At 61.0% G+C, this 23,486-nt stretch carries 18 protein-coding genes; 10 read left to right on the top strand and 8 right to left on the bottom strand.

Annotated features, from left to right (window positions below; all coding sequences use genetic code 11):
- Positions 1-135 precede the first annotated feature (135 nt).
- From VES88_10905 to VES88_10885, 5 genes are read left to right on the top strand one after another with little or no spacing between them, the layout of a single operon-like run.
- Entirely contained in the window at positions 136-1,500 is a 1,365-nt protein-coding gene (locus tag VES88_10905; GenBank protein HYN82002.1) for a carboxypeptidase regulatory-like domain-containing protein, read from the top strand.
- Between the two features lie 42 nt (positions 1,501-1,542).
- Positions 1,543-2,130 (top strand): helix-turn-helix domain-containing protein, encoded by a 588-nt coding sequence (locus VES88_10900; protein HYN82001.1) that lies wholly within the window; start codon positions 1,543-1,545, stop codon positions 2,128-2,130.
- The gene (locus VES88_10895; GenBank protein ID HYN82000.1) at positions 2,127-3,791 is read left to right on the top strand and encodes a TolC family protein; all 1,665 of its coding nucleotides are present in this window, start codon (positions 2,127-2,129) and stop codon (positions 3,789-3,791) included. The genes VES88_10900 and VES88_10895 overlap by 4 nt, the downstream gene beginning before the upstream one ends.
- 3 nt (positions 3,792-3,794) lie before the next feature.
- On the top strand, positions 3,795-4,955 hold the full coding sequence (locus tag VES88_10890) for an efflux RND transporter periplasmic adaptor subunit (protein HYN81999.1): 1,161 nt from the start codon (positions 3,795-3,797) through the stop codon (positions 4,953-4,955).
- Between the two features lie 2 nt (positions 4,956-4,957).
- Positions 4,958-8,122, top strand: a complete 3,165-nt coding sequence (locus VES88_10885) for an efflux RND transporter permease subunit (protein ID HYN81998.1) — start codon at positions 4,958-4,960, stop codon at positions 8,120-8,122.
- A 6-nt stretch (positions 8,123-8,128) separates the two neighbouring features.
- On the opposite strand, the gene arfB is transcribed toward VES88_10885, so the two are convergent.
- A complete protein-coding gene (gene arfB / locus VES88_10880) occupies positions 8,129-8,563 on the bottom strand; it encodes an alternative ribosome rescue aminoacyl-tRNA hydrolase ArfB (GenBank protein HYN81997.1) in 435 nt (144 codons plus the stop codon).
- 499 nt (positions 8,564-9,062) lie between these two features.
- Between arfB and VES88_10875 the strand changes: the two genes are divergently transcribed.
- The gene (locus VES88_10875) at positions 9,063-10,448 is read left to right on the top strand and encodes a Fic family protein (GenBank protein HYN81996.1); all 1,386 of its coding nucleotides are present in this window, start codon (positions 9,063-9,065) and stop codon (positions 10,446-10,448) included.
- A gap of 59 nt (positions 10,449-10,507) precedes the next feature.
- Here VES88_10875 and VES88_10870 read toward each other — a convergent pair whose 3' ends face one another.
- Both VES88_10870 and VES88_10865 read right to left on the bottom strand, forming a co-directional pair.
- On the bottom strand, positions 10,508-11,587 hold the full coding sequence (locus VES88_10870) for an ABC transporter permease (protein ID HYN81995.1): 1,080 nt from the start codon (positions 11,585-11,587) through the stop codon (positions 10,508-10,510).
- The gene (locus VES88_10865; GenBank protein ID HYN81994.1) at positions 11,580-12,362 is read right to left on the bottom strand and encodes an ABC transporter ATP-binding protein; all 783 of its coding nucleotides are present in this window, start codon (positions 12,360-12,362) and stop codon (positions 11,580-11,582) included. The genes VES88_10870 and VES88_10865 overlap by 8 nt, the downstream gene beginning before the upstream one ends.
- A gap of 154 nt (positions 12,363-12,516) precedes the next feature.
- Between VES88_10865 and VES88_10860 the strand changes: the two genes are divergently transcribed.
- Together VES88_10860 and VES88_10855 are read left to right on the top strand one after the other, a co-directional pair.
- Entirely contained in the window at positions 12,517-13,284 is a 768-nt protein-coding gene (locus VES88_10860) for a hypothetical protein (protein HYN81993.1), read from the top strand.
- 44 nt (positions 13,285-13,328) lie between these two features.
- On the top strand, positions 13,329-15,662 hold the full coding sequence (locus tag VES88_10855) for a hypothetical protein (GenBank protein ID HYN81992.1): 2,334 nt from the start codon (positions 13,329-13,331) through the stop codon (positions 15,660-15,662).
- A 99-nt stretch (positions 15,663-15,761) separates the two neighbouring features.
- On the opposite strand, the gene VES88_10850 is transcribed toward VES88_10855, so the two are convergent.
- A complete protein-coding gene (locus tag VES88_10850; protein ID HYN81991.1) occupies positions 15,762-16,022 on the bottom strand; it encodes a GlsB/YeaQ/YmgE family stress response membrane protein in 261 nt (86 codons plus the stop codon).
- Between the two features lie 172 nt (positions 16,023-16,194).
- On the opposite strand from VES88_10850, the gene VES88_10845 reads away from it, so the two are divergent.
- Positions 16,195-16,974, top strand: a complete 780-nt coding sequence (locus tag VES88_10845) for a creatininase family protein (protein HYN81990.1) — start codon at positions 16,195-16,197, stop codon at positions 16,972-16,974.
- A 16-nt stretch (positions 16,975-16,990) separates the two neighbouring features.
- On the opposite strand, the gene VES88_10840 is transcribed toward VES88_10845, so the two are convergent.
- Positions 16,991-18,253: a cysteine desulfurase-like protein gene (locus VES88_10840; protein HYN81989.1), complete on the bottom strand. Its 1,263-nt coding sequence runs from the start codon at positions 18,251-18,253 to the stop codon at positions 16,991-16,993.
- 106 nt (positions 18,254-18,359) lie between these two features.
- On the opposite strand from VES88_10840, the gene VES88_10835 reads away from it, so the two are divergent.
- Entirely contained in the window at positions 18,360-20,525 is a 2,166-nt protein-coding gene (locus VES88_10835; GenBank protein HYN81988.1) for a protein kinase, read from the top strand.
- A 38-nt stretch (positions 20,526-20,563) separates the two neighbouring features.
- Here VES88_10835 and VES88_10830 read toward each other — a convergent pair whose 3' ends face one another.
- The 3 genes from VES88_10830 to VES88_10820 are packed head-to-tail and all read right to left on the bottom strand — an operon-like array spanning position 20,564 to position 23,457.
- Complete coding sequence (locus VES88_10830; protein HYN81987.1) at positions 20,564-21,112, bottom strand: HXXEE domain-containing protein; 549 nt, start codon at positions 21,110-21,112, stop codon at positions 20,564-20,566.
- 12 nt (positions 21,113-21,124) lie between these two features.
- Positions 21,125-21,961, bottom strand: a complete 837-nt coding sequence (locus VES88_10825) for a CPBP family intramembrane glutamic endopeptidase (protein HYN81986.1) — start codon at positions 21,959-21,961, stop codon at positions 21,125-21,127.
- A 53-nt stretch (positions 21,962-22,014) separates the two neighbouring features.
- The gene (locus VES88_10820) at positions 22,015-23,457 is read right to left on the bottom strand and encodes an amidohydrolase family protein (GenBank protein ID HYN81985.1); all 1,443 of its coding nucleotides are present in this window, start codon (positions 23,455-23,457) and stop codon (positions 22,015-22,017) included.
- Positions 23,458-23,486: the final 29 nt, after the last annotated feature.

Below are 23,486 nucleotides of genomic sequence, written 5' to 3'. Positions count from 1 at the left end.
TACAGCATGTTGCCGCACAGCTTGCTGGCGCGTTTGGTGCTTCCGGCCAATACTAGGTGCAGCCGCATTACAAACCCCCCAGGCAGATCGTCTTCGATTTACGGCAGGCAGCTTCTGACACAGATCCCGCGTTCCTTGCCACTCTCCCTGAAAAAGCTCGCGCTCGTGCTTTGCCTTCCGCTCATACTCGGGGTGGGGGATCTGGAAGCCCAGGTCGCGCAGCCGCGGCCTCAGGCACCCGCACCGCCACCGGCACCGCCACCGGCAAAGACCCCGGCAAAGACAAAGGCACAGACGCCGGCAAAGAAAAAGGCAAAGACAAAGGCAAAAACCCCAGCAAAGACACCTACGCCGGCACAGACACCGGCCGAGCCACCAGCACAGACACCGGCACAGACACCGGCACAGACACCGGCACAGGTACCGGCACAATCACCGGCGTTCCCGCCCGGCACTACTCCGACTTTTACGCTTTCGGGGCTCGCACGCGCACAAGCTACCGGCGCTCCGCTCCCGTTCACGACGGTCACCGTAGAGCCGCTGGGGCGGGAACGATTTACCGACCAGAGCGGATGGTTCCGTTATTTCGCAGTGCCCGCCGGCAAGTACAGAGTTCGGCTGAAGCAGCTGGGCTATGTACCGATCGATACGACGATCACGTTTTCTTCGAACTACGACTTTGTGTTCTGGCTCGTGAAGGTCCCATCGACGCTCGCCGATGTGCATGTGACTGCGCCGCCGCGGCGGTGCATCGTTCCCGAGGAGAATGGATTCGTTGGTGACGAGGACCTCACAACAGTGCTGGGAGAGGCTCGGAAGAATGCCGAGCGCGAGCGTCTGCTCCGGCGGACATACCCGTTCGAGTACAAGCTGGCGCAGGCGCACGATACCTACGACCTCCAGGACGGAAGGCATCGGATCGTATACGACACGCTGACGTTCAGAAGCGACGACGACTGGCGCTACCGAAAAGGCAGAGTGGTCTCCGAAGACCATAACAAGCTTTTCGGGGCTGTGCGCGTGATGCGGCTGCCAACGCTCACCGATCTCGCGGACGTGAGATTCCTCACGGCGCACTGCTTCAAGTATGTGGGAATCTCGGACATGGACAGCATTCCGACGCATCGCATCGACTTCGAGCCGACGCCGGACATCAAGGCACCCGATGTCGAGGGGTCGATCTTCATCGACAGCGCGACCTATCTCATCCGACGGGCGGAGTTTCGACTCACGCGCGGTGGAAGCATCAAGCCGGCGGTTCTCGGAATGAAGGTGACGACGACCTACCGCGAGATCCTCCCGAACGTCGCGCTGTTCGACGAGATAGTATCGGTTCAGCCACTCCCGCTCGAGTCGCCGGGTTCGCATCAGACCGAGTTCCGGCAGAAGCAGCGGCTGCTGAGCTATCGCTTCCTGTACAACGGACCTCCCGGCACCACGGCGCCGATGGTCTGGCGCAAAGCCGGGGACCCCCCACAAACATCTGATGTAAGCAAGTAGATACTTGCATTCAGGGCGGGCGACCTTTTAGGTTCCCGACCCATGGACACCAGAACCGAGCTACTGAAGGCCGCTGCGCAGGTTTTCTCGCAGCATGGCTTCCGCGGATCGACGACTCGCCGCATAGCGGAAACGGCAGGCGTGAATGAAGTCACGCTCTTCCGCTATTTCGGATCGAAGGAAGCGCTCCTCCAGGAAGCGATCGCCAACACCTCCGACGCACCGACTGCCACGACGCTTCCCGCAATCCCGGTTGATCCCGACCGGGAGCTGTCCGAGTGGTGTGGGCTGATGATCGAGCGGCTTTACGCGAAACGCTCGATCATCCGCAAGTGCATGAGCGAGATCGAAGAGCGACCCGAAATGATCACGACGGCGGTGAGCACCCCCGTTCGAGCCGCCAATGATCTGTCCGCCTATCTGCGGAAGCTGAAATCAATGGGACTGACTCACCCGGATTTCGACGTCGCCGCCGCTGGGTCGATGCTGCTCGGTGCGGTTTTTCACGATGCGATGGGTCGCGAGATGATGCCGCAGATATATCCCGCGCAGTCGAAAGCGGCTCGCCTTTACTCGCGACTTCTTCTCAACGCAATCGGTTTCAAGACAGGCAACGGAGGCACTCGGTGAATTTTCTTGCAAGGATTTCAGGCCTGGCGCTCTTCACTGCGGCGCAACTCTCGGCGCAGGGCACAACGCCAGCCGCCGCGACAGCGCCGAGGCAGGCAGCGACGTCGCTGTCACTCGAGGAGGCAGTGCGCAGGGGCGAATCCCAGAGCGAAGCGGTTCACGTCGCGCGTGCGGGAGTCGGCCGAAGCGAGGGACAACAGCTGCAGGCGAGGAGCCAGTACCTCCCGCAGATCTACGGATCGGGCAGCTACACGCGCACGCTCAAATCCCAATACGAGGGATTCGGGGGAGCGCCGGCCGACACGGCAACGTCAACCGCGCCGGAGCCTCCATGCGACGACTACCTCAGGGATGAAACCGCGCCAATCGCCGATCGGCTGGCCGGCCTCGAGCTCTCAGCCCGCTGCGCGTCGGGACTAAATCCTTTCGCGTCGTTCAGCAGTCTGCCGTTCGGACAGGCGAACCAGTACAACTTCGGGCTGTCTCTCTCGCAGAATCTCTTCAGCGGCGGGAGAATGGCAGCACAGACAGCGGCCGCAAACGCCGGGCGCAGGTTAGCCGACATCGAGCTCACCGCGCAGCGCGCGCAAATCATTCTCGACGTCACAGAGGCCTACTACGATGCAGCACTCGCGGACCGGCTCGTCGCGATCACCGAAGCGTCCTACAACCAGACGGAACGTGTCTTCCAGCATACGCAGCTGGCAAAGAACGTCGGCAACATCTCCGAGTTCGAGCTGCTGAGGGCACAGGTGACGCGGGACAATCAGCGTCCGGTGGTCATCCAGCGGCAGAGCGACCGTGCGGTTGCGTATCTCCGCCTCAAGCAGCTGCTGAACATCCCGCACGACCAGCCACTGACACTGACGACTGCGATTGACGACCCGGCCACACTCCCCGCGGGGATTCGTCTCGCCGGTCTCACGGTATCCGACTACTCTGCGCCCGACACGGCCAGCTCGCGCCGAGCGACGGTTCGCCAGGCGGCTGAAGCCGTGCGCGTGCAGGAAAGTCAGGTCCGTATCGCGCGGTCGCAGCGCATTCCGTCGCTCAGCCTCAGCTCTCAGTACGGCGCAGTCGCGTATCCCGCGAGCGGTCTCCCGTCTTCCGATCAGTTCCGCACGAACTGGACGATAGCGGTCGCAACGCAGTTTCCGATCTTCACAGGCGGACGAATTCGCGGCGACGAAAAGGTAGCGCAGGCAAACCTCGCGGAGTCGCGCGCGCGCCTGCAGCAGGTGAGGGAATTCGCCGCGCTCGATGCGCAGGTCGCGATCAATGCGCTGAATCAGGCCGCTGCCTCGTGGCAGGCAAGCCGCGGTACCGCGCAGCAGGCTGCTCGTGCCTACTCCATCGCAGAAGTGAGGTACCGCGAAGGAATCTCGACGCAGCTCGAGCTCAACGACTCGAGAATCCTGATGGAGCAGGCGACGGTCAACAGCGCCCTCGCAGCAAGGAATCTTCAGGTCGCACGTGTGAAGCTCGCGCTGCTGCCGAATCTCCCGCTGCAGACCGGACCATCTGCGCTTTCGGCGCAGCAGCAGGCGCAAGCGCAGCAGCAGACTCAGGAGTACTCGCAGCCGCAGCAGACTCAGCCGCAACAGCAGGGACAGCCGCAGACCGGAACGCTCGCCAACCAGCAGATACCACCTGGACTCTAATCCATGAACTCGATAGAAAGTCGTAGACGCACCGGGACGGGCGTCGTCCCCAGGCTCCTCGCCGTGCTTCCGGTGATAGCACTGCTCAGTCTCGGCGCCTGCAAGAAAACGTCGGAAGCAGACGCCGCCGACGCGAAGAACGCAGCGATGACGATTGGCACGGAAAACATCGCCATCGTCACCCTCGGCGAAGTGATGAGCGGGCCGACGCTTTCTGGTTCTCTGATGCCGGAGCGCGAAGCGTCCGTGCGCGCTCAGGTAGGTGGCAGCGTGCTTCAGACCTACGCCGAGCAGGGACAGCGCGTACGTGCCGGACAGCTGCTCGCACAGGTTGATGCGTCCGGACTACAGGATGCTTTTCTTTCCGCGCGCGCGGCCGTCACATCGGCGAAAAGCAGCGCCGATATTGCCGCTCGCGAGCTCGCCCGAGGCGAGAAGCTCCTCGCAGCGGGTGCTATCGCCGAGCGCGACATCGAACAGTCTCGCCGAGCATCAATTGCGGCCAATGCGGGATTGGCGGACGCGCGGGCGCGGCTGGCCAATGCGCAGAAACAGCTCAGCAACACGAGAATCACCGCGCCCATCTCCGGAGTCGTGAGCGATCGTCAGGTTTCGGCGGGGGATGTCGTGCAGCCGGGCGGGGCTATGTTCACGGTGGTGGATCCTTCGAGCATGCGGCTCGAGGCTTCGATTCCGGCCGAGCAGCTGGACCAGGTTCGCATCGGTGTGCCGGTGAGCTTCACAGTCAATGGATACCCCGGCCGCACTCTCATCGGTCGTGTCACGCGCATCAATCCAACGGCAGACCCGGCCACGCGCCAGGTCCGCATCATCGCGTCGATTCCAAATACGAGCGGGACGCTCGTCGGCGGTCTCTTCGCGACCGGAAGACTCGCAAGCGAATCCAAGAGCGGATTGATCGCGCCCGTTGCGGCGATCGACCAGCGCAGCAGTGTCCCGTCGGTGATGCGCATCAAGCAGGGAAAGGTCGAGCGTGTGCCGGTTCAGCTCGGCCTGCGAGATGAAGGGGCCGAGCGAATTCAGATCACAGCGGGTGTGCAGGCGGGCGACACATTGCTGCTCGGCGCGGCGCAGGGCATCAGCAGCGGAACCGTGATCAAGGTATCGGCGCCGACGGACAAAGCGCCGGAGTCGAGGAGCTAGCAATGGTAATTTCGGATTTTGCGATCAAGCGCCCGATGATCACCATCGTCGTGATGGTGGCGCTGGTGGTGTTCGGCTTGTTCTCGCTGTTTCTGCTCCAGACCGACGAGTTTCCCGACGTAGCTGAGCCGGTCGTTCTGGTTGGCATTCCCTATCCCGGTGCGTCTCCGGCAGGAGTGGAGCGCGAGGTCCTGAAGCCTGTCGAGGACGCAATCAAGGGCATCTCCGGTGTGGACCAGATGTTCGGCACGGCGACCGACAGCTACGCGCAGATAGTCATCGTGTTCGTTTTCGAGAAGGACATCTCGCAGGCAACGCAGGACATTCGCGACGCAATCTCGTCCATCCGGGCGGATCTGCCGGTGGAAATGAAGGAACCGATTCTCAAACGGTTCGATCCGGCAGACCGTCCGATCGTGTCGCTGACGCTGGCATCCGACGCCTACACGCCGGCGCAGCTCACGCGAATGGCCGATCCGACGATCACCAGTGCGCTGAAGGGAATTTCCGGCGTCGCCCAGGTGAACATCGTGGGCGAAGTGAAGCGCGAGATGACCGTCCGGCTGCGGCCCCAGGCGCTGCAGGCGGCCGGCTTGAGCGTGGCGGACGTGGTTCTGGCGCTGCAGGCGCAGAACATGGCTACGCCGGTTGGCAATGTCAGCGGAGCGCTGGACGAGCGGGCAATCCGTCTGCAGGGCAGGCTCGAAGGCCCCGCCGATTTCATGCAGCTTGTTGTTTCCGAGCGCGGCGGCCAGCTCGTGCGGCTCGGGCAGGTTGCCGACGCTCTCGATGGCACGCAGGAGCAGCGCACGCTTGCTCTCTACAATGGCAAAGAAGCCATTGGAATCGACATCACGAAATCCAAGGGATACAGCACGACCGCGGTCAGCAAGAAAATCCAGGCGACAGTCGCCGAGATGCAGAAGACGCTGCCACCCGGGGTCAGGATGGAAGTGGTACGCGATTCGGGTGTCCGTGTGGCCGACTCGGTGCGCAGCGTGGAGGAGGCACTGCTCATCGGAGCATTGTTGACGGTACTGGTGGTCTTCGTCTTCCTGAATTCATGGCGATCCACCGTCATCACCGGACTTGCGCTGCCGGTCTCCGTGCTGGCGTCGTTCATTGCGGTGTGGGCGTTCGGCTTCACGCTCAACACGATGTCGCTGCTCGGGCTTTCTCTGGCGATCGGCATTCTGATCGACGACGCGATCGTTGTTCGAGAGAACATCGTGCGGCACATCGAGATGGGTAAGGATCACATGACTGCGTCCCGCGAAGGCACCGACGAGATCGGCCTCGCCGTGGCGGCGACGACGTTCTCGATCATCGCGGTGTTCGTTCCGGTGGCGTTCATGTATGGGGTCGCGGGCCAGTGGTTCAAGCCTTTTGCTCTCACCATTGCATGCGCGGTTCTTGTTTCGCTTCTCGTTTCCTTCTCGCTCGACCCGATGCTTTCCGCGTACTGGGCCGATCCTCAGGTAGAGGCGCACGAGCGCCGCAACCCGATTGCGCGAATGCTGGACCGCTTCAACCTGTGGTTCAACCGTCAGGCGGAGCGGTACAAGCTGTTGATCGGGTGGGCGCTTGACCACCGGTTGGCGATGGTCGCACTCGCCGTCGCTTCGTTCGTCATCGCGCTCGCGCTTCCCGCTGTCGGTCTTGTCGGCAGCAGCTTCTTCGGCGACGTCGACCGCTCCGAGCTGAACATCGGCATCGAGACGCCGCCCGGCTCGAACCTCGACTACACACGCATCAAGGCCGAGGAAGCAGGACGGTTGGCGCGGGCCCGCCCCGAGGTTTCCTATACGTACACGACCATCGGCGGCAGCAACGGCGCCGTTGACAACGGAAACATCTACGTCCGGCTGGTTCCCAAGAACAAGCGTGACATCAGCGCCACCGATCTGGGTGAGCAGCTGCGCGTCGAGGTCGGCCGAATCGCCGGCGCTACGATGACAGTCTTCACGAATGATTTCTCGGGATCGCAGAAGCAAATCCAGATTCAGCTGAGGGGCGGCACTCTGGCGTCGCTCAATGCCGCTGCCGGGTCGATCGCGAACGAGGTAAGGCAGGTACCGGGCGCCGTGGACGTGGGGCTCTCGACCAAGGGCCAGAAGCCCGAGCTCGAGGTCACGCTCAATCGCGGACTCGCCGGCACGCTCGGGATTACCGTCGCACAGGTGGCGCAATCGCTGCGGCCTGCGTTTGCCGGGATCAAGGCGGGAGACTGGGTGGATCCCACGGGTGAGACTCGTGAGGTGAATGTCAGACTGGCACCGGGCGCGCGCGAGCGCGCTTCGGATCTGGCGCAGCTGCCGCTCGTGATGCAGGGCCCGACCGGTCCGACGACACTTCCGCTCGGTCAGATAGCCGACATCAGGCAGGGCCTCGGACCCGCACAGATCACGCACCTCGATGGCGATCTCGTGGTGAACGTCGAGGCGAACACTGCCGGCAGGTCGCTTGGAGAGGTGATGAAGGACATCAACGCCCGCATTGAAAGGGTGACACTCCCACCCGGCGTTCGCATAACCCAGGGCGGTGAAGTCGACAGTCAGAACGAAGTCTTCGGGCGGATCTTCACCGCCCTCGGCATCGCGGTGATGCTGATGTATCTGATTCTGGTTCTCCAGTTCGGATCATTCATCGAGCCGCTGGCGATTCTGGTCTCGCTGCCGCTGTCGCTCGTCGGCGTGATGCTCGCTCTCATGATCACCGGCTCGACGATCAACATCATGAGTCTGATCGGGGTGATACTGCTGATGGGAATCGTGGCGAAGAACGCGATTCTGCTCATCGATTTCGCGAAATGGGCAAGAATCAACGATGGTCTGCCGCGACGTGAGGCGATAATCCAGGCGGGCGCGATTCGTCTGCGTCCGATCATGATGACGACGCTGGCGTTGATTGCGGGAATGATCCCGGTTGCACTCGGCTGGGGCGAAGGAGCAGAGTTCCGCGCACCGCTCGGACGAGCCGTCATCGGCGGTGTCATAACTTCCACGCTGCTGACTCTGGTCGTGATCCCGACTTTTTACGAGATCATGGACGAGTGGCGCGAGAAGGTCATGGACAAGGTCGGGCTGGGCAAGCATCGGGCAGGGCACACGGTCACCGGCGGAGTGAATCCCGTTCCGGAGGGAGCACTCAGCTCGGTGCGGAGCTAGCCGGCGCTAGTCCGTCAGGTCGCGTTTTCGCTCGAGCTTCTTTTTCGAGTGAAGCTTTTTTGAGGCGAGCCGAGCCTCGTCCGCGCTGCGCGGGCGGCGGGTCGGCTTTCGCTTTTTTCGCGGTGTCAGGGCCGTCCTGATCAGATCGGCGAGACGAGCTTCGGCGCGCTCGCGGTTCCGGTGCTGACTCCGCGTCTCGCTCGCGACGACGCGGATCGCGCCATCGGTCGATATTCGCGATGCGAGTCGGTGATTCAGAATCTCGCGCTGCTCGTCCGACAGAGCCTTCGAGTCGCGAATGTTCCAGCTGATCTCGATGCGGGACGCCGTCTTGTTGACATGCTGACCGCCGGCGCCGGACGAACGCGAGGCGCGGACCGCGAGCTCCGAGTACGGGATCACAAGCGAGCCGTTAATCTCTATTCCAGGCGACTCGAGCATCTATGACGTGAGTTTCAAACGGGGTTCGGCGGAGTATTCAAGTTCGTTTGATTTGCCCGTACAGCGAGTTTCGCACGGTTGCCAGGAGCTTTTGCCAGGTTGAACCATCTGTTCGGGTCCCCTAGCTGGATTCTAGCCAATACCTTGAAAAACGCGACCGTAACGAGACCCTTCACTCTGAAAGGGACAACATGACAAAAACCTTCACGCTTAGTGAAAGTATTTCGCGATTTTGCATGAAAAGTGAGTATATTTCGCGGCTAGTGATCGTTTTTTCGAGCATGGTGGTCTTAGTGACCAAAAATCGCGGAACATGCCAATGGGTGAAAGTAAATCGCGACTAGTGAACTCTTTTCGCGGACGAGCTCTGCCAGTGAAGGCGCAACTGGCTGGTTACTCGCGCCTCATTGATCAATTTGACCTGAAAGTCCCGCTGCCTAACAGATTGGGGGCAATCGCCGGGCACCACCGGCCTCGCAAAGAGGCTGGCTGGCTAATATTGCCGAAACGGTACACACCCACCGATGACTTTGCCGCACAAATAGCCTTTGCCCTCAAATGGGAAGGCTTGGATCTCGGCGTACTCGACGCACTATTCCGAAGAGTCCGGGTTGAGGCAGTCGCCGACGCTGTGCGAACCGTACCGACCGGCACATACATGCGCCGCCTGTGGTTTGTGTATGAATGGCTTCGAGATGAGCGCCTCGATCTCCCGGATCTCGGCAAGGTAAAAGCGGTCGACGCCGTCGATGCCAAGCAACAGATCGCGCTGAAAACGGGCCCCATTTCGGCGCGCCACAAGGTCCGAAATAATCTTCCAGGGACTCGCGAGTTTTGTCCCATGGTACGTCGAACGACGAGAATAAAGAATTTCGAGAACGAACAGCTCGCCGAGCGTGCAGATGCTGTGCTCAAGCGTATACATCCTGATATCATGTCGCGCGCGGCAGCCTTCCTCCTGCTAAGCGACAGTCGCGCATCTTTCCGCATTGAAGGTGAGGAGCCTTCGCCCGATCGTGCCAGGCGATGGGGCCAGGCGATCGCGCGAGCAGGCACGACTCGGCTTTCAATCGAGGAGTTCAAAGCGCTTCAGCGCATCGTCATCGGTGATGCGCGCTTTGTGAAGCTAGGGCTCCGGAATGAAGGCGGATTTGTTGGCGAGCACGACAGACTAACGGGAGCACCTCTCCCCGATCATATCAGCGCCCGGCCCGACGATCTTGTCTCTCTATTGAACGGGCTGGTGGATTACGACGAACGCGCGGGACGTGGCGAGATGGAGCCTGTCGTGGCCGCAGCCGTCGAGGCCTTTGGCTTTGTATACATCCACCCTTTCGAGGACGGCAACGGCCGCATTCATCGCTGGCTGATACATCATATCCTCGCTGCGAGCGGGTTCGCCCCGCACGGACTCGCATTTCCTGTCAGCGCGGTAATGCTGCGAGAGCTCCCTGCGTACCGGAGAGTCCTCGAATCATACTCCCGTCCGCTGCTGGATCAGGTTGAATGGCGAGCCACAGACAAAGGCAACGTTGAAGTGCTCAACGATACCGCAGCCTGGTACCGTTTTTTCGATGCGACCGTGCACGCCGAGTTCGTCTACCACTGTGTGAAGGCAACAATTGAGCAGGATCTTCCCAGCGAGGTCGCATTTCTCGAGGCGTATGACAAGTTCGTGAAAAGGGTAAAGCTCCTGATCGACATGCCTGGAGGAACGCTGGATTTATTGTACCGTTTTCTTGCTCAAAACAACGGTCGCCTCTCCATCCGTGCTCGCGAGCGCGAGTTTGCCGCCCTGACGGACGAGGAAGCTGAACGCATCGAAGCGATCTACGCTGATGTTCATGCGTCGGATTCCAAAGGGCTATCAGAGGCGCCCGAATGAGGTCGCGCCAGGTGGTCGGCGCGCCGCGCGCCGCGAGATACTCGTTCTGTTGAGTTACATCAACGCCACCGGAACAACCTGAGCGCGAGAATGAAGCTCACCACGAGCCAGCCAGCGATCACGAGAATCTCACCGCTCAATGAGGCAAGGGATGCGCCCTCGAGCATATTCGCGCGCAGCGCGTCGTTGACCGCGGTTAGCGGAAGAAGTTGGATCACCGGCTGAACTGCCTGTGGAAAGTTGCTCGAGGAGAAAAACACCCCCGAAAAAATCCACATCGGAAGCATCACCAGGTTCATGAGCCCCGAGACCCCTTCCGTTGTACGAGCGCGTGACGCGACGAGCAGCCCCATCCCCGCGAATGCGAGCGCCGAGAGCAGGCAGATCAGCGAAAGAGCAGTGAGCGAGCCGCGAAGAGGCACACCGAACGCCAGCGCACCGAACCCAAGCAGCGTGACCACCTCGAGCACGAGCCAGAACAGGCGCGAGAACATGAACGACGCCAGATACTCGGCCCTCGACATCGGCGTTGCCATGAATCTCTTGAGGAGCTTCTTTCCCCTCTGATCGACGATGGCGAAGCCGATTCCCCAGATGCCGCTGCCCATGAGATTCATTCCGAGCAGCCCAGGCAGAACAAAGTCGATGTAGCGAGATCCTCGATCGGTGACCTTTCGCTCGACGACAGTGACCGGGTCGCTTCGGCCCGCTGCTCTCTGAATCGCACGGTCGACCAGCAGCTTTGCGGTTGCAGCGTCACCACGAACGGGATCAAAGGTGTATTCCACACTCGTCGGCCCCGTAATCCTCGCGAGAATTGCGATTTTTCCCGTTCTCAGCGCACGCGCCGCAGTGCTGTCGTCCATCACTTCGGCCTTGAGGGACGAGTCGCGCTTCAGCGCGTCCACCAGTGAGCCTGAGGCGCCGGCGGCGAGCACGCCGACATGCGGTTGATCCGGAGCACGGCTTCGGAACGCGACCCCGAGTCCTACCGCGAGCAGAATCGGAAATACGAACGTCCAGAAAACCGCTTCGGGCTCGCGGATGAACCCGCGAAATCGGGCGAGCGTAAGCTGAACGATCGACCGCTCGGCGAATGATCGCCGGGGGGCAGCTGCAACCACTACAGCATCACTCATCGCGAAGGGTCCTGCCCGTGAGCACCACGAAAACGTCCTCGAGCGTTGCTGATGTGGTCCGCTGGACGGGCGGTGGATGATGCTGCGAGCCGATCGTATCTATGAGCTCGGCCGGCGAGCCGAGCGCAATGACGTGGCCGTGGTCGACAATTGCGACTCTGTCGCAGAGGCGCTCGGCCTCGTCCATGTAATGAGTCGTCAACACAATAGTGCGACCTGTTCCACGGAACTCCTCGATCAATCCCCAGAGCTGCCGCCGCGACTGAGGATCGAGACCGGTGGTGGGCTCGTCGAGAAAAAGGAGCTCCGGGTCGCCCACCAGCGCACAGGCGACTGCGAGGCGCTGCTTCTGCCCGCCTGACAGTGTGCCGACTCGCGCATTCTGCTTTTCACCAAGCTGCACCATCTCGATTACCGCTTTTGCGTCCCGGGAACGGCGATAGAAGCTGCGGAAAAGATCGATCGTCTCGCGGACCGTGAGCTTCTCGGCCAGCTGTGTGTCCTGAAGCTGTATGCCGAGGCGCTCCCGCAGGTGATCACCGTCCTGCTCCCACGTGCGGCCGAGCACCCGGACGTCGCCCGAGTCGCTGGCGAGCAACCCTTCGCAGATTTCTATGGTCGTAGTCTTACCGGCTCCATTTGGGCCTAGCAGGCCGAAGCATTCGCCGTTTCGGACCTCCAGGTCCAGGCCGTCGACGGCGACGACGTCACCGTACGTCTTTCTAAGGCCGCGTACGACAAGGGGATGAGTATTCGCAGCGGCAGCCGCTGTCATCGTTCAGGGACAAGGAGTGTCATGCTATTCGGTCAGGACGGTCGCGCGGAACGGGTGAAACAATACTAAGGCGTTGTCGTATCATCATATAGGAATCGCGAGCCTGCGGCATCAGCAATGCCTTGGCTCGCGAGTAACATAGCCCGGAGAACTTATGCTTATTATTCGTCAGACGATACTCGGCGGCATTGCCGCATTGTCCGGCGCCGCCGCGGCGCCCTTTCTTCTCTCTCCTCTCGAAGCGCAGATCACGGCGCGTCCGGCCGTTCGCCTTGAAAAGCCTTCACGTTTCACCATCGGTGTCGGACTTCTGATGTCGTCACCGCGCGGTGAGCTCGCGAACAACATCGACACCGGTTTTGGCGGCGACTTTTACGGACTCTTCAGGGTCGATCGGGCGGGTGCGCTCAGTCTTCGTGCCGATGTGGGTGGTATCCAGTACGGCAGCGAGACAATCCCGAGTGGCTCAGTGTTTGGTGGTCGAGCGGGTTTCGAGGTCGAGACCACAAATTCGATTTTCTGGGCAGCGTTTGGCCCGCAGCTGATGGTTCCTGCCGGCCGCATCCGCCCGTACGGCAACGTGGCCATTGGTGTGATGGGTTTCACAACGAGCTCGGCAGTGCGGGGCACCGGCCAGTACCAGGGCGAGACTTTCGCCAGCTCTGAGAACCAGAGCGACAACACGCAGACCTGGATCTTCGGCGGCGGTTTGTACATCCCGTTCACCGGCAAGTTCTCGATGATGTCGCTGGATGTCGGCGGCCGGTATTTCACCGGCGGTGAAGCGACTTATCTGCGCGAAGGCGCAATTCAAGACAATCCCGATGGGTCGATCACGATTTTTCCGTCGCACAGCAAGACGGATCAGGTGACGTGGCACGTCGGAGTGTCGTACACGATTCCCAACAGCATCGACAGATAGCGCGCATCCCTTAAAACCGTTCGCACACAACTCCGGGCAATTCCATGGTCGCGCTACTAGTCGCGGTGCTTTTCGCTCAGTCGAGCGTCACAATCAACGTTGGCGGAAAAGCGAAGACGGACAGCGCTCGCGCAGATTCAGTGCAGCTGGCAAGAGAGGCGCGGAGGGATTCACTCCGCGCTCGGCGTGTCAGGAGCGATTCCATCGAGCATGCGCGCCGGGTCGCCAAACGAATTCCTTTGACGCCGGCACGGCTGGCGACCGCGTTCCGCGACGCTGGTGCGCGGACTCTCCTTGCTGCCGCTCGTGTCGCGCGGCTCGAGCAGGACACGGCGCTCCGCGGATACGACGCGACCGCATACGAGCGCATGTCAGTAGGGATGGGGTTCAAGCGAATCGGGCGCGACCGGTTATTGATGCGACACGAGCGCGCCGCGCGAGTCGTCTGGAGCCGCGGGTCACCGGTCCTGGTCCAGGTACTCGGCAGGCGGACTGTGATGCCGATGCTCGAAGGCGCCGGTGATTCGGAAATCGGCGACGAAGGAGTCGCAATCCCGTATTTCCCAGGACGTGAATCTCTCTGGGTCGGATCGGGTCTCGCAAAGGCAGATGTCAGCGAGAGCGAGATCATCCATCCGCTCGCAAACGGGGCAGAAGCCTACTACACCTACGCGACCGGGGACTCAGTGAGCTTCCAGCTCTCGAGCGGGACTAGAATCCAGCTTCGCGAGCTCATTGTGCGTCCACGCGAGCCGAAATGGAACGTCGCACTTGGCTCACTGTGGTTCGATATGGGCTCGTCGCGTCTCGTGCGCGCGGTTTTCCGGCTTGCAGAGCCTCTCGACATCTGGGCGAAGGCCGACGAAGAGGCAGATGACGACGATGACAAGCCGCCGAAATGGGTGAAGGCATTGATGACACCGATGACCGCAAAGGTGAACGCAATCACGATCGAATACGGCCTTCATGAAGGGCGGTTCTGGATGCCGCGGCTGCAGGGCCTCGAAGGCGAAGCGCAAGCCGGATTCATGCACGTCCCCTTCAAGCTCGAGCAGAGCTTCAAGTACGCGAGCGTCAACGGCAGCCTGCCGCCTCTGCCGCAGATCGCAGCGATCGATACGGCGCAGGATTCCACGTCGCGCGCTTTCCGCCGACAGAGGAGACGCGAGGCGTGCAAGGACTTGTCGAACAGCCGGTCGCGAACTTCCACAAGGTTCGAAGGAACGCTTTCGATTGTTACTCAAGTACCCTGCGACACGACGAAGCTGGCGGTCTCTCCTGAACTGCCGAAGTCGATCTATGACGAAGGAGAAGAAGTGTTCGGCGTATCGGAACGCGATGCGCTCATCGCCGAAGCGCTGACGCTGGGAGCACAACCGGGGTTCATACCGCAAAAGCCGGTGTTCACTTATGGGCTCGGACTCACGAGGTACAATCGAATCGAAGGACTTTCCACAGGACTTGCGGTTCGTCAGAGTCTAGGCGCGGGGTACACGGCGAGAGCGTTAGCGCGCATCGGGACGTCAGATGTTACTCCCACTGGAGAGCTCGGTCTCTCGCGGAGTGACGGACGAAATACGATCGGCGTCGGCGCATACCGCCGTCTTGCGTCGGCCAACGATTTTGCGGACCCGTTCTCGTTTGGCAGCTCACTCTCGGCGCTTCTTTTCGGTCGCGACGAAGGCTTCTACTATCGTACGACCGGCATCGAGCTGACCGGAGCGCGAAACGATTCCACGTCCGGAACATGGCGGCTGTTCGCCGAGCATCATGGTGATGTGAGCAAGCAAACGGACTTCTCGCTCGCCAAGACCTTCGGCTCAAAAGGATTCACGGACAACATCCGCGCGACTCGCGGGAACGTCGTGGGCCTCGCGCTCGAGAGACATGGATCACGTGGACTGGACCCACACGGTCTCAGGACTTTTGGAAGCGTGAAGGTCGAAGGCGCGGCCGGTGATTTCGACTACGCCCGCGGAATGTTCGACGCAACGGTGACTCATGGACTGGGACCGCGGCTCGACGGCGCGCTCACCGTCGGCGCCGGCACCTCGGGCGGAACGATGCCCGTGCAGCGGCTCTGGTATCTCGGCGGGACTCAGACGGTTCGCGGCCAGCGCGCGGGTGCGGCCATCGGAGATGCGTACTGGCTGACTCGTGCCGAGCTGGGGTCGAGCTTCGTGGGCGCCCGCCCTGTGATCTTCGGAGATCTCGGATGGGCAGGGAGCCGGGATGACTGGAAGAGCCCCGGTCGGCCGCTGAGCGGCGTTGGCGCTGGTGTCTCATTCATGGATGGACTCGTCCGCTTCGATGTGGCGCGCGGCATATATCCCGAAAAGAAGATCAGAACGAATCTCTACGTAGAAGCGAGGTTCTAGGCCAAACAGCGGGCTGGAACGGATCAGACAATCAAAGGAGAAATGAATCCGATCTCACGTGGTTGTTGCTGATCAGTTCCAATCCGGTCAATCCGTTCGTCACAGGTTTTGCCCTGGCCTCCGCAGCAGACGGATAATGCCCAGAAGGAGCAGCGCCCCGACAAACGCGACGAGGATGGTCCCCGGAAGCCCGCTCAGCGGGTTCGTGATGCTCAGCATCCCAAACACCCAACCGCCGACGAAAGCTCCGCAGATCCCGATTATGATGTCACCGATAATTCCGAGCCCTGTACCGCCCATCACGAGTGATGCAAGGAGACCCGCCACTAGTCCGACGATTATCCAGGTGAGGAAATCCATGTTGTCCATCCGGGAGGAAGAGAGGTGGTCGGTGTCCAATCGGGCTCAGTTGATCGCCCCCGATCAGACGCACCCATATCTTACATCGCGCAGTGCCACTTTGAATCCCTACGGATCAGTTTTTTGATCGTTTCGCGAGACAGATGGCGTATTTCCCCCTACCGGATCTGCCGTGCCTGGTGAGCCCTGGCTGTTGAGTGAGGTGACGTGGAAGACGGCGCGCGCGACGGACTACGAAGTCGCCGTGCTCCCATGGGGTGCAACGGAAGCCCACAACTTCCACCTGCCCTACGGCACCGACAACCACGAAAGCGCTTACGTAGCTCGCGAAGCCGGGCGACGCGCATGGGAAGCGGGGACCCGCGTCATAGTTCTGCCCGAGATTCCTTTCGGCGTGAACACCGGTCAGCTCAACATCCGGCTGTGCATCAACATGAACCCAAGTACTCAGGCAGCGGTTCTGTCGGACGTCGCCCATTCACTGGAAGCACAGGGAATCAGGAAGCTCGTAGTTCTGAATGGCCATGGTGGGAATGATTTCAGGCAGATGATCCGCGAGTTGCAACTGGCGAGTGGCGTTTTCATGTCGACCATCAACTGGTGGAGCTGCGTCGATCCGAAGCCGTACTTCGACGAACCCGGTGATCACGGCGGTGAGCTGGAGACGAGCGCGATGCTGCACATCCGCCCCGATCTGGTGCTTCCGTTATCAGAAGCGGGCGAAGGGAAGGCGCGCACGTTCAAAGTAAAAGCATTTCGGGAGGGATGGGCCTGGGCTCCGCGCGAGTGGACACGGGTGACGGAGGATACCGGCGTTGGGAATCCGGCTGCGGCATCAGCGGAAAAGGGAGTCAGGTTTCTCGATGCCGTTACTGAAAAGATCGCCGGATTTCTCGTCGAGCTCGCCGCAGCTGATCTCGGAGACATGTACGAATTGCGGACTGCGGAGTAACTGCGGACTGCGGAGCTTACATCGCTCTACTGCGGCAGATTGATCTCACCGCCTCGAGCAGGCGGCCCACCTCTTCTCTCGTGGTGTACATCGCGCAGCCGGCGCGCACGAGACCTTCTCCTGCAAGGCCGAGTCGATCGACAACCGTCATCGCGTAGAAGTCACCGTGCGAGCAGAACACTCCGCGCTCTGCAAGACCGCGCGCGACTTCTCTCGAATTAATACCGTCCACCGTGAAAGCTACGGTCGGTGTTCGCTCCACTCCGGGCGGCGGACCGTACACACGGACTCCGCCTATCGACGAAAGCCCGTCCCAGAGCCCGCGCACCAGTCTCGAGCTTCGCTGGTGGAGCTCATCGAACACCAGCTGCAGATGCTCGCGTCTTGTCTCCCCGGCGCTCGTCAGCGATGAAAAGAAGTCCACCGCGGCCGCGGCGCCTATGATTCCCTCATGATTGAGCGTGCCGGTTTCTGCTTTCTCCGGTCCCGTTTGGTGAGCCGGACGAAGCCTCGGAAAGTCGGTCGCCTCGAGCAAGTCATTCCGACCGTAGAGAATGCCGATGTGCGGACCGTTGAATTTGTATGCCGAGCAGGCAAGGAAGTCGCAGCCAATCGCGCGGACGTCGGGCAGGCAATGCGGTGCGTAATGAACGGCATCGACGAACATCATCGCACCCGTTTCATGAGCCATTTCGGTGGCGGCGCGCACGTCGTTGATCGTGCCGAGCGCATTCGAAGCAGCGCCCATCGCGACGATCCTCGTCCTCGCGTTGAGCTGCCGGCTGAAATCATCCCAGTCGAGCTGGCCGGTTTCCGGAATCATCCTCACCATGCGAATACAAAGACCCCGCTCCTTCGCCAGCTCCACCCACGGATCGATGTTCGCATGATGGTCGAGCTCGGTGACTATGATCTCGTCGCCGGCCGAGAGCCGGCGACCAAGTGCTCTCGAGAGGTGAAACGTGAGCGTCGTCATGTTCGCGCCGAAGACGATCTCGGCCGGTGATGCATTCAGGAAATCAGCGAGCGCCTGGCGCGCGAACAGGAGCGCAGCATCAGTCTCGATGCTGGTTGGGTACGCCCATTCGGTGTTCGCGTTGTGGTGATACAGGTACTCGACTACCGCGTCCGCGACGCGCCTCGGCACCTGTGTTCCGCCGGGTCCATCGAAATAAGCGACAGGTTGACCGTTGTGCAGGCGATCGAGCGAAGGGAAATGTGACCGGATCTGCGCTGTGCCGAGAACCCGTGAGCGATCCAGATGTTGCGTGTCAGTCATTCGCCTTCCATAATGAGTGCCCGCACCTACAAAGCTACGGGCGATGCGCCTTGGCGGCTTTCGGCGGCGCTAAACAGATTCCCCGACAAAACTTCGAGCGACGCACTTGGCCCTTCCAATCGAGCGGTTACGCACGGCACTCACGGACTCATACGTCATCGACCGTGAGCTCGGCCGCGGCGGGATGGCGACCGTGTATCTCGCCCAGGACTGCAAGCACGACCGCGTCGTCGCGCTCAAGGTGCTTCACCCGGACCTCGCCGCGTCGCTGGGGCCGGAGCGGTTTCTTCGCGAGATCAAGCTCGCCGCCCGGCTGAACCACCCGCACATCCTGCCGCTCTTCGACAGCGGCGAATCAGAGTCGTTTCTCTACTACGTGATGCCATACGTAGAGGGAGAGTCGCTGAGGGAGCGTCTCGAGCGCGAGAAGCAGCTTCCCGTCGACGAGGCCGTGCGCCACGCAAAGGGAATCGCGTCCGCCCTCGATTACGCACACCGGCAGAAGATCGTTCATCGCGACATCAAGCCGGAAAACGTCATGCTCTACGAGGGTGAGGCGATGGTCATGGACTTCGGAATCGCGAAGGCCGTGAGCTCCGCCGCCTCGGAAACACTGACTCAGACCGGAATGATGGTCGGGACACCCGCCTACGTGAGTCCGGAACAGGCTTCAGGGGAACTCAACCTCGACGGACAGAGCGACCAATACAGTCTCGCCTGTGTTCTCTACGAGATGCTCGCTGGTGAACGACCCTTTACTGGTGCTACGGCCCAGGCTGTTCTCACGAAGAGATTCACGGAGGCGCCGAGGCCACTCCGCGAAGTGCGCGGAAGCGTTCCGGAGCACGTGGAAAGGGCAGTGACAAAAGCGATGGCCGCTGTTCCGTCAGACCGATTCGCGTCGACGGCCGTATTCGCTCAGGCGCTCGGTAGCGAGACACTCGTTACCCCGAGTGACACGGCCACACTGCCACAGCCGGTAGTCTCGGCGGCGAAATCGGTGGCGGTACTGCCTTTCGCGAACATGAGCGCCGACCCCGAGAACGAGTATTTCACTGAGGGCATGGCAGAGGAGCTGATCAACGCGCTTTCGAAGATTCAGTCCCTTCGCGTTGCCTCACGCACGTCGTCTTTTGTCTTCAAGGGAAAAAGCGAGGACATCGGCGAGATCGGACGGAAGCTCAAAGTCTCGACGGTTCTCGAAGGCAGCGTGCGAAAGATCGGGAACAGGCTTCGCATCGGTGCACAGCTGATCAATGTTGCAGATGGATATCAGCTCTGGTCTGGAAAATTCGATCGCGACATGGAAGATGTGTTTACCATTCAGGACGAGATCTCGCAGGCGATCTTCGACGCGCTTCGCGTGATACTCAGCGAGGGCGAGAAAAAAGCCATCGAGCGCGACCGCTCGGTGAACGTCCAGGCATACGAGTACTACCTGCGCGGACGACAGTTCATCCATCAGTGGAGCCGGAGCGGGCTCGAATACGCCCGGCAGATGTTCAGGCGCGCGATCGAGCTCGATCCCGACTACGCGCTCGCGTATGCAGGGTTGGCTGACAGCTGCTCGCTTCTCTTCATGAACTGCGACGCCCGCGAGCAGAATCTGACTCAGGGAAACGCAGCGAGCCGCAGGGCCCTCGAGCTAGGTCCCGATCTGGCCGAGGCGCATCTCGCATCCGGATTAACGCATTCATTGAGCATGCGCTTTACTGAAGCCGAGCGTGAGTTCGAGTTTGCGATAAAGCTCGATCCAAAGCTTTTCGAAGCGCTGTATCACTACGGGCGGGCGAGAATCGCACAGGGGGAGTTTGCGGAGGCCGCAAAGCTGTTCGAAAGAGCGTGCGTGTTGCGACCAGAGGATTTTCAGGCGCCGACGTTTCTTGGGCGTTGCTACGGTGTCATGGGAATGAAAGAAGAAAGCGAAGCAATGAACAGAAAGGCACTCCGCCTGATAGACGAGCGACTGAATCTCAACCCAGACGACGCACGTGCCTGTCAGCTTGGCGCGACGGTTGCCGCGAGCCTGGGCCTGAATGACGCGGCGAGGGATTACGCGCGCCGGGCCCTGACGATCAATCCCGACGACCCACTTCTTTTGTACAACATATCCTGCATGTATGCACTGCTCGGCAATTCCAATGAGGCTTTGGACTGCCTCGAGAAGGCAGTCGACAAGGGATATGGTCAAAAGGACTGGGTTGCGCATGACGCGGATCTCGATTCCCTCCGCGAGATGCCACGGTTTCGGCTGATTGTTGAAGGAATGTAGCGGAGGCGATGATGAACCCGGTCGCGATTAGCTGAAACTCAGCTTTGCGACTCCGCGTTGTGCGCGGCTGACACGATGTGAGCTGGTTTTCGGATCAGACGATACGCGAGAAGCGACCCCACGAGGAGAGCGAGCACTCCGGTATAGGCTCCGGGGAAATAACCACCCCCACGAGCCGAGAGTGCAAGATGGCCGAGGCCGTTGCCGATGCCGCCGCCGATCGCGAGAAACAGTGCAACTAAGTGGGCAGCGCGTCTTCCGCGCGAGAGTCCGACGCCGGCAAATACAAAAATCGTCAGCCACACAAGGTTGAAGATCAGAAACCGTCGCCCAGACCACGGACTGGCGCCGAACACGGGCGGAAATACACGGTAGAAGCCGGCCAGGTATTCCTCCACAGAATGGGCGCACTGAACGAGTACTGCGAGGGCGTACACTCCGAGAACAGTTTCACCCGGCGGCCATTCCGTGCGACGCACCCATAGTGCGTAGCACAACAACATCGCAACGACGAGAAAAATCGTCGCACGTCCCATCGTCGCGAGCGTAAGTACGCAGGCTACAGCGACGGCGAGCGCTACTACCATGTCTCGAAAACTTCAGACCTCTCGCTCAAATATCTGCCTCTCTCTGTCTGATGTACCACGCCTGCCGCTCTTCGCGACGGCCGCAAGCCCGGCGTATGCCCAACCCGCCGCTGAGCCAACGAAAAGAAAAGCAACCACGGAAATCCAGAATGAGGCATCCGTGCCTGCTTCCCAGATCAACGGATCCGGGTTCGCCGATGCCTGCCACTCCGAGCGACCGCGTGCGAAGAGATCGATGGCAGCCAAGGCATTCCCGCCGGCATGCAGCACCATGCTCGGCAGGATGGAGTTCGTGAAGTAAGCAAGCAGACCGTAAACGGCGGCGACAGCCAGGTAGTACGGCATCAGGAGCACCGTCACCTCGGGATGTGTGAAATGAACGAATCCAAAGAGGAGCCCCGTCACTAGAATTGCGATCACCGGCCCGTGACGGCGCTCGATCGGACCCTGCATGTAGCCGCGAAACGATCCTTCCTCGACGACGCCCGCGACGACTGAGCCCATAGCCACAAGCAAGACCACTGTCATCAGGGGATACTTCGAGATGTCGTCCTGCTGCTGTGGCAGCACGACCAGGCGGTTCATCACACGCAGAAGCAGAACGACGGTGATGAGGCCCAGGACGCCGGCAAACATGGCTGCGCCCCATACTTCGCCAGGCAGAGAATTGGCCCTGAGACTCTTGCGGCGCGCCTCCGCGGTTGATCGCGGCCACCCGTCGCCACGGGCGTATCGCCAGAACAGCCATAGATACAACGCCGCAGGGGGCACTGCCCAGGGCACACTCGGCATGTGCTTCAGATTCATTCCCGCAATCAGTCCCCACGGGACAGTTCCAGCGGTGGCCATCAGACCGCCGCTGATGAGGGCTCGGACGATGACGGGCAGCCGCGCCCAGATTCTCAATGCGCCACGGCTGATCGCACTTCGCTGAGAAGGGCGTCCAGCGCGGCACGCGAAAATACCCGGCCGGCCTGAACCACCGCGAAAATCCGGCGTGTGTTGCGGATGTTGGTGAGCGGATCAGCGTCGAGCAGAACTATGTCCGCAATCTTCCCCGCGGAGATTGTGCCCAGTCGGTTCTCGAGGTGTGCGAACCGCGCGGGACCGATGGTCGCGCTCCAGAGTGCACTGCGTGGTGAGAGCCTGGCGTCTTCAACCAGACGCTGAAGCTCCTCGTGCAGACCAAAGCCGGGATAGACCAGTACCGAGCCTGCATCGGTTCCGGCGAGAATGTTGACGCCGAGCTTGTACATTTGATGAACGTCGTTCGTGCTGCTTCGATATGCCTCCTCGCCCTGAGCTGCGCGCGCCGATGACGTATCGCCTGCGCGCTCATCCACCTGCATTCGCCACCAGCCGAGGAGCCAGCGCGATGCGTATGCTCTGCGCTCGTCGAGGCGGATGGCCTCATCGCTGAAAATCGCCCGCGCTGCGGAGTCGCCGGAGAGCATTACCGCTCTCGAGACGGTGAGCGTCGGCGTGTACCACGCATTGTTTTTGACAAATGTCCAGTAGATGGAATCGCGCGACGCTTCGGACAGCTGGCTCAGGGGAGGGAGTATTGCGTGCTCGAGATCCGTCTGCCCGGAATCGATTGCGCTGCGCAGAGTCACGGCGTTCGGCTGATGCGCGGCAACGCGTAGTCCCGCTCGCCCAGCTTCCCGAAGTGTGGCGTAGAACGCCGCGGGAGTTGCGGACGTTCTGATCTTCACGAAGTCCACTCGAAGCTTGACCAGTGAATCGATCGCCTTTCTTGCCTCGACAGAGTCGCCGACGCGAAGGCGGTAAGGCAGCACCCGAAGGGCCAGCTGCGAATTGCTGCCGGTGCTGCGCTGGACAACTCCCTCCAGATAACGGGGGCTTTCTAGAATAGGTCCGGGTGTGATTATGCGCGGGCCGACGAGTGATCCGGCTTTCATGCGCGCCTGCCACGCTCGCGTGCTGTCGATGAATCCACCCATCTCGCGGACACTCGTGACCCCGTGCGCGACGAGCAACGGAAGCGCGGTGACTCCAGTGTTCATGAAGTGAACGTGCGAATCCCAGAGTCCCGGGATCGCAAACTTTCCCCGCGCATCTATTCGTCGTGCGTTGGCGGGAACTGCGATTGTCGATGAAGGGCCCACCACGCGGATCAGCCCATCCGCTATGAGGATGGTCTGGTCGGTGGCTGGCGATTGTGTGGATGATGGATCGACGACAGTGACACCGACGATTGCAACGCTTTCATTCGCGCCCGTAGAGGGAACGGTCGCACATGCGTGAAGAATCGCGACGAGCGGCAGGAACAAGAAGCAGCGATTGCGAAGCATGGTGAGGTGCTGCTCGGGCGTCCGCGACATGCGCCTACGATGCGGAACGCCCCCGCAAA

Source organism: Gemmatimonadaceae bacterium (assembly GCA_035633115.1).
In the GTDB taxonomy this organism is placed as follows: Bacteria; Gemmatimonadota; Gemmatimonadetes; order Gemmatimonadales; family Gemmatimonadaceae; genus UBA4720.
The sequence above is the reverse complement of the archived record's forward strand: the minus strand, read 5'-3'. Positions and strand labels throughout refer to the sequence as shown.

Bases quoted from the DNA above. Each gene is read 5' to 3' on its own strand.
- VES88_10900 (HYN82001.1), top strand. From the start codon at position 1,543: ATGGACACCAGAACCGAGCTACTGAAGGCCGCTGCGCAGGTTTTCTCG.
- VES88_10890 (HYN81999.1), top strand. From the start codon at position 3,795: ATGAACTCGATAGAAAGTCGTAGACGCACCGGGACGGGCGTCGTCCCC.
- VES88_10885 (HYN81998.1), top strand. From the start codon at position 4,958: ATGGTAATTTCGGATTTTGCGATCAAGCGCCCGATGATCACCATCGTC.
- arfB (HYN81997.1), bottom strand. From the start codon at position 8,563: ATGCTCGAGTCGCCTGGAATAGAGATTAACGGCTCGCTTGTGATCCCG.
- VES88_10870 (HYN81995.1), bottom strand. From the start codon at position 11,587: ATGAGTGATGCTGTAGTGGTTGCAGCTGCCCCCCGGCGATCATTCGCC.
- VES88_10865 (HYN81994.1), bottom strand. From the start codon at position 12,362: ATGACAGCGGCTGCCGCTGCGAATACTCATCCCCTTGTCGTACGCGGC.
- VES88_10860 (HYN81993.1), top strand. From the start codon at position 12,517: ATGCTTATTATTCGTCAGACGATACTCGGCGGCATTGCCGCATTGTCC.
- VES88_10855 (HYN81992.1), top strand. From the start codon at position 13,329: ATGGTCGCGCTACTAGTCGCGGTGCTTTTCGCTCAGTCGAGCGTCACA.
- VES88_10850 (HYN81991.1), bottom strand. From the start codon at position 16,022: ATGGATTTCCTCACCTGGATAATCGTCGGACTAGTGGCGGGTCTCCTT.
- VES88_10840 (HYN81989.1), bottom strand. From the start codon at position 18,253: ATGACTGACACGCAACATCTGGATCGCTCACGGGTTCTCGGCACAGCG.
- VES88_10830 (HYN81987.1), bottom strand. From the start codon at position 21,112: ATGGTAGTAGCGCTCGCCGTCGCTGTAGCCTGCGTACTTACGCTCGCG.
- VES88_10825 (HYN81986.1), bottom strand. From the start codon at position 21,961: ATGGCCACCGCTGGAACTGTCCCGTGGGGACTGATTGCGGGAATGAAT.
- VES88_10820 (HYN81985.1), bottom strand. From the start codon at position 23,457: ATGTCGCGGACGCCCGAGCAGCACCTCACCATGCTTCGCAATCGCTGC.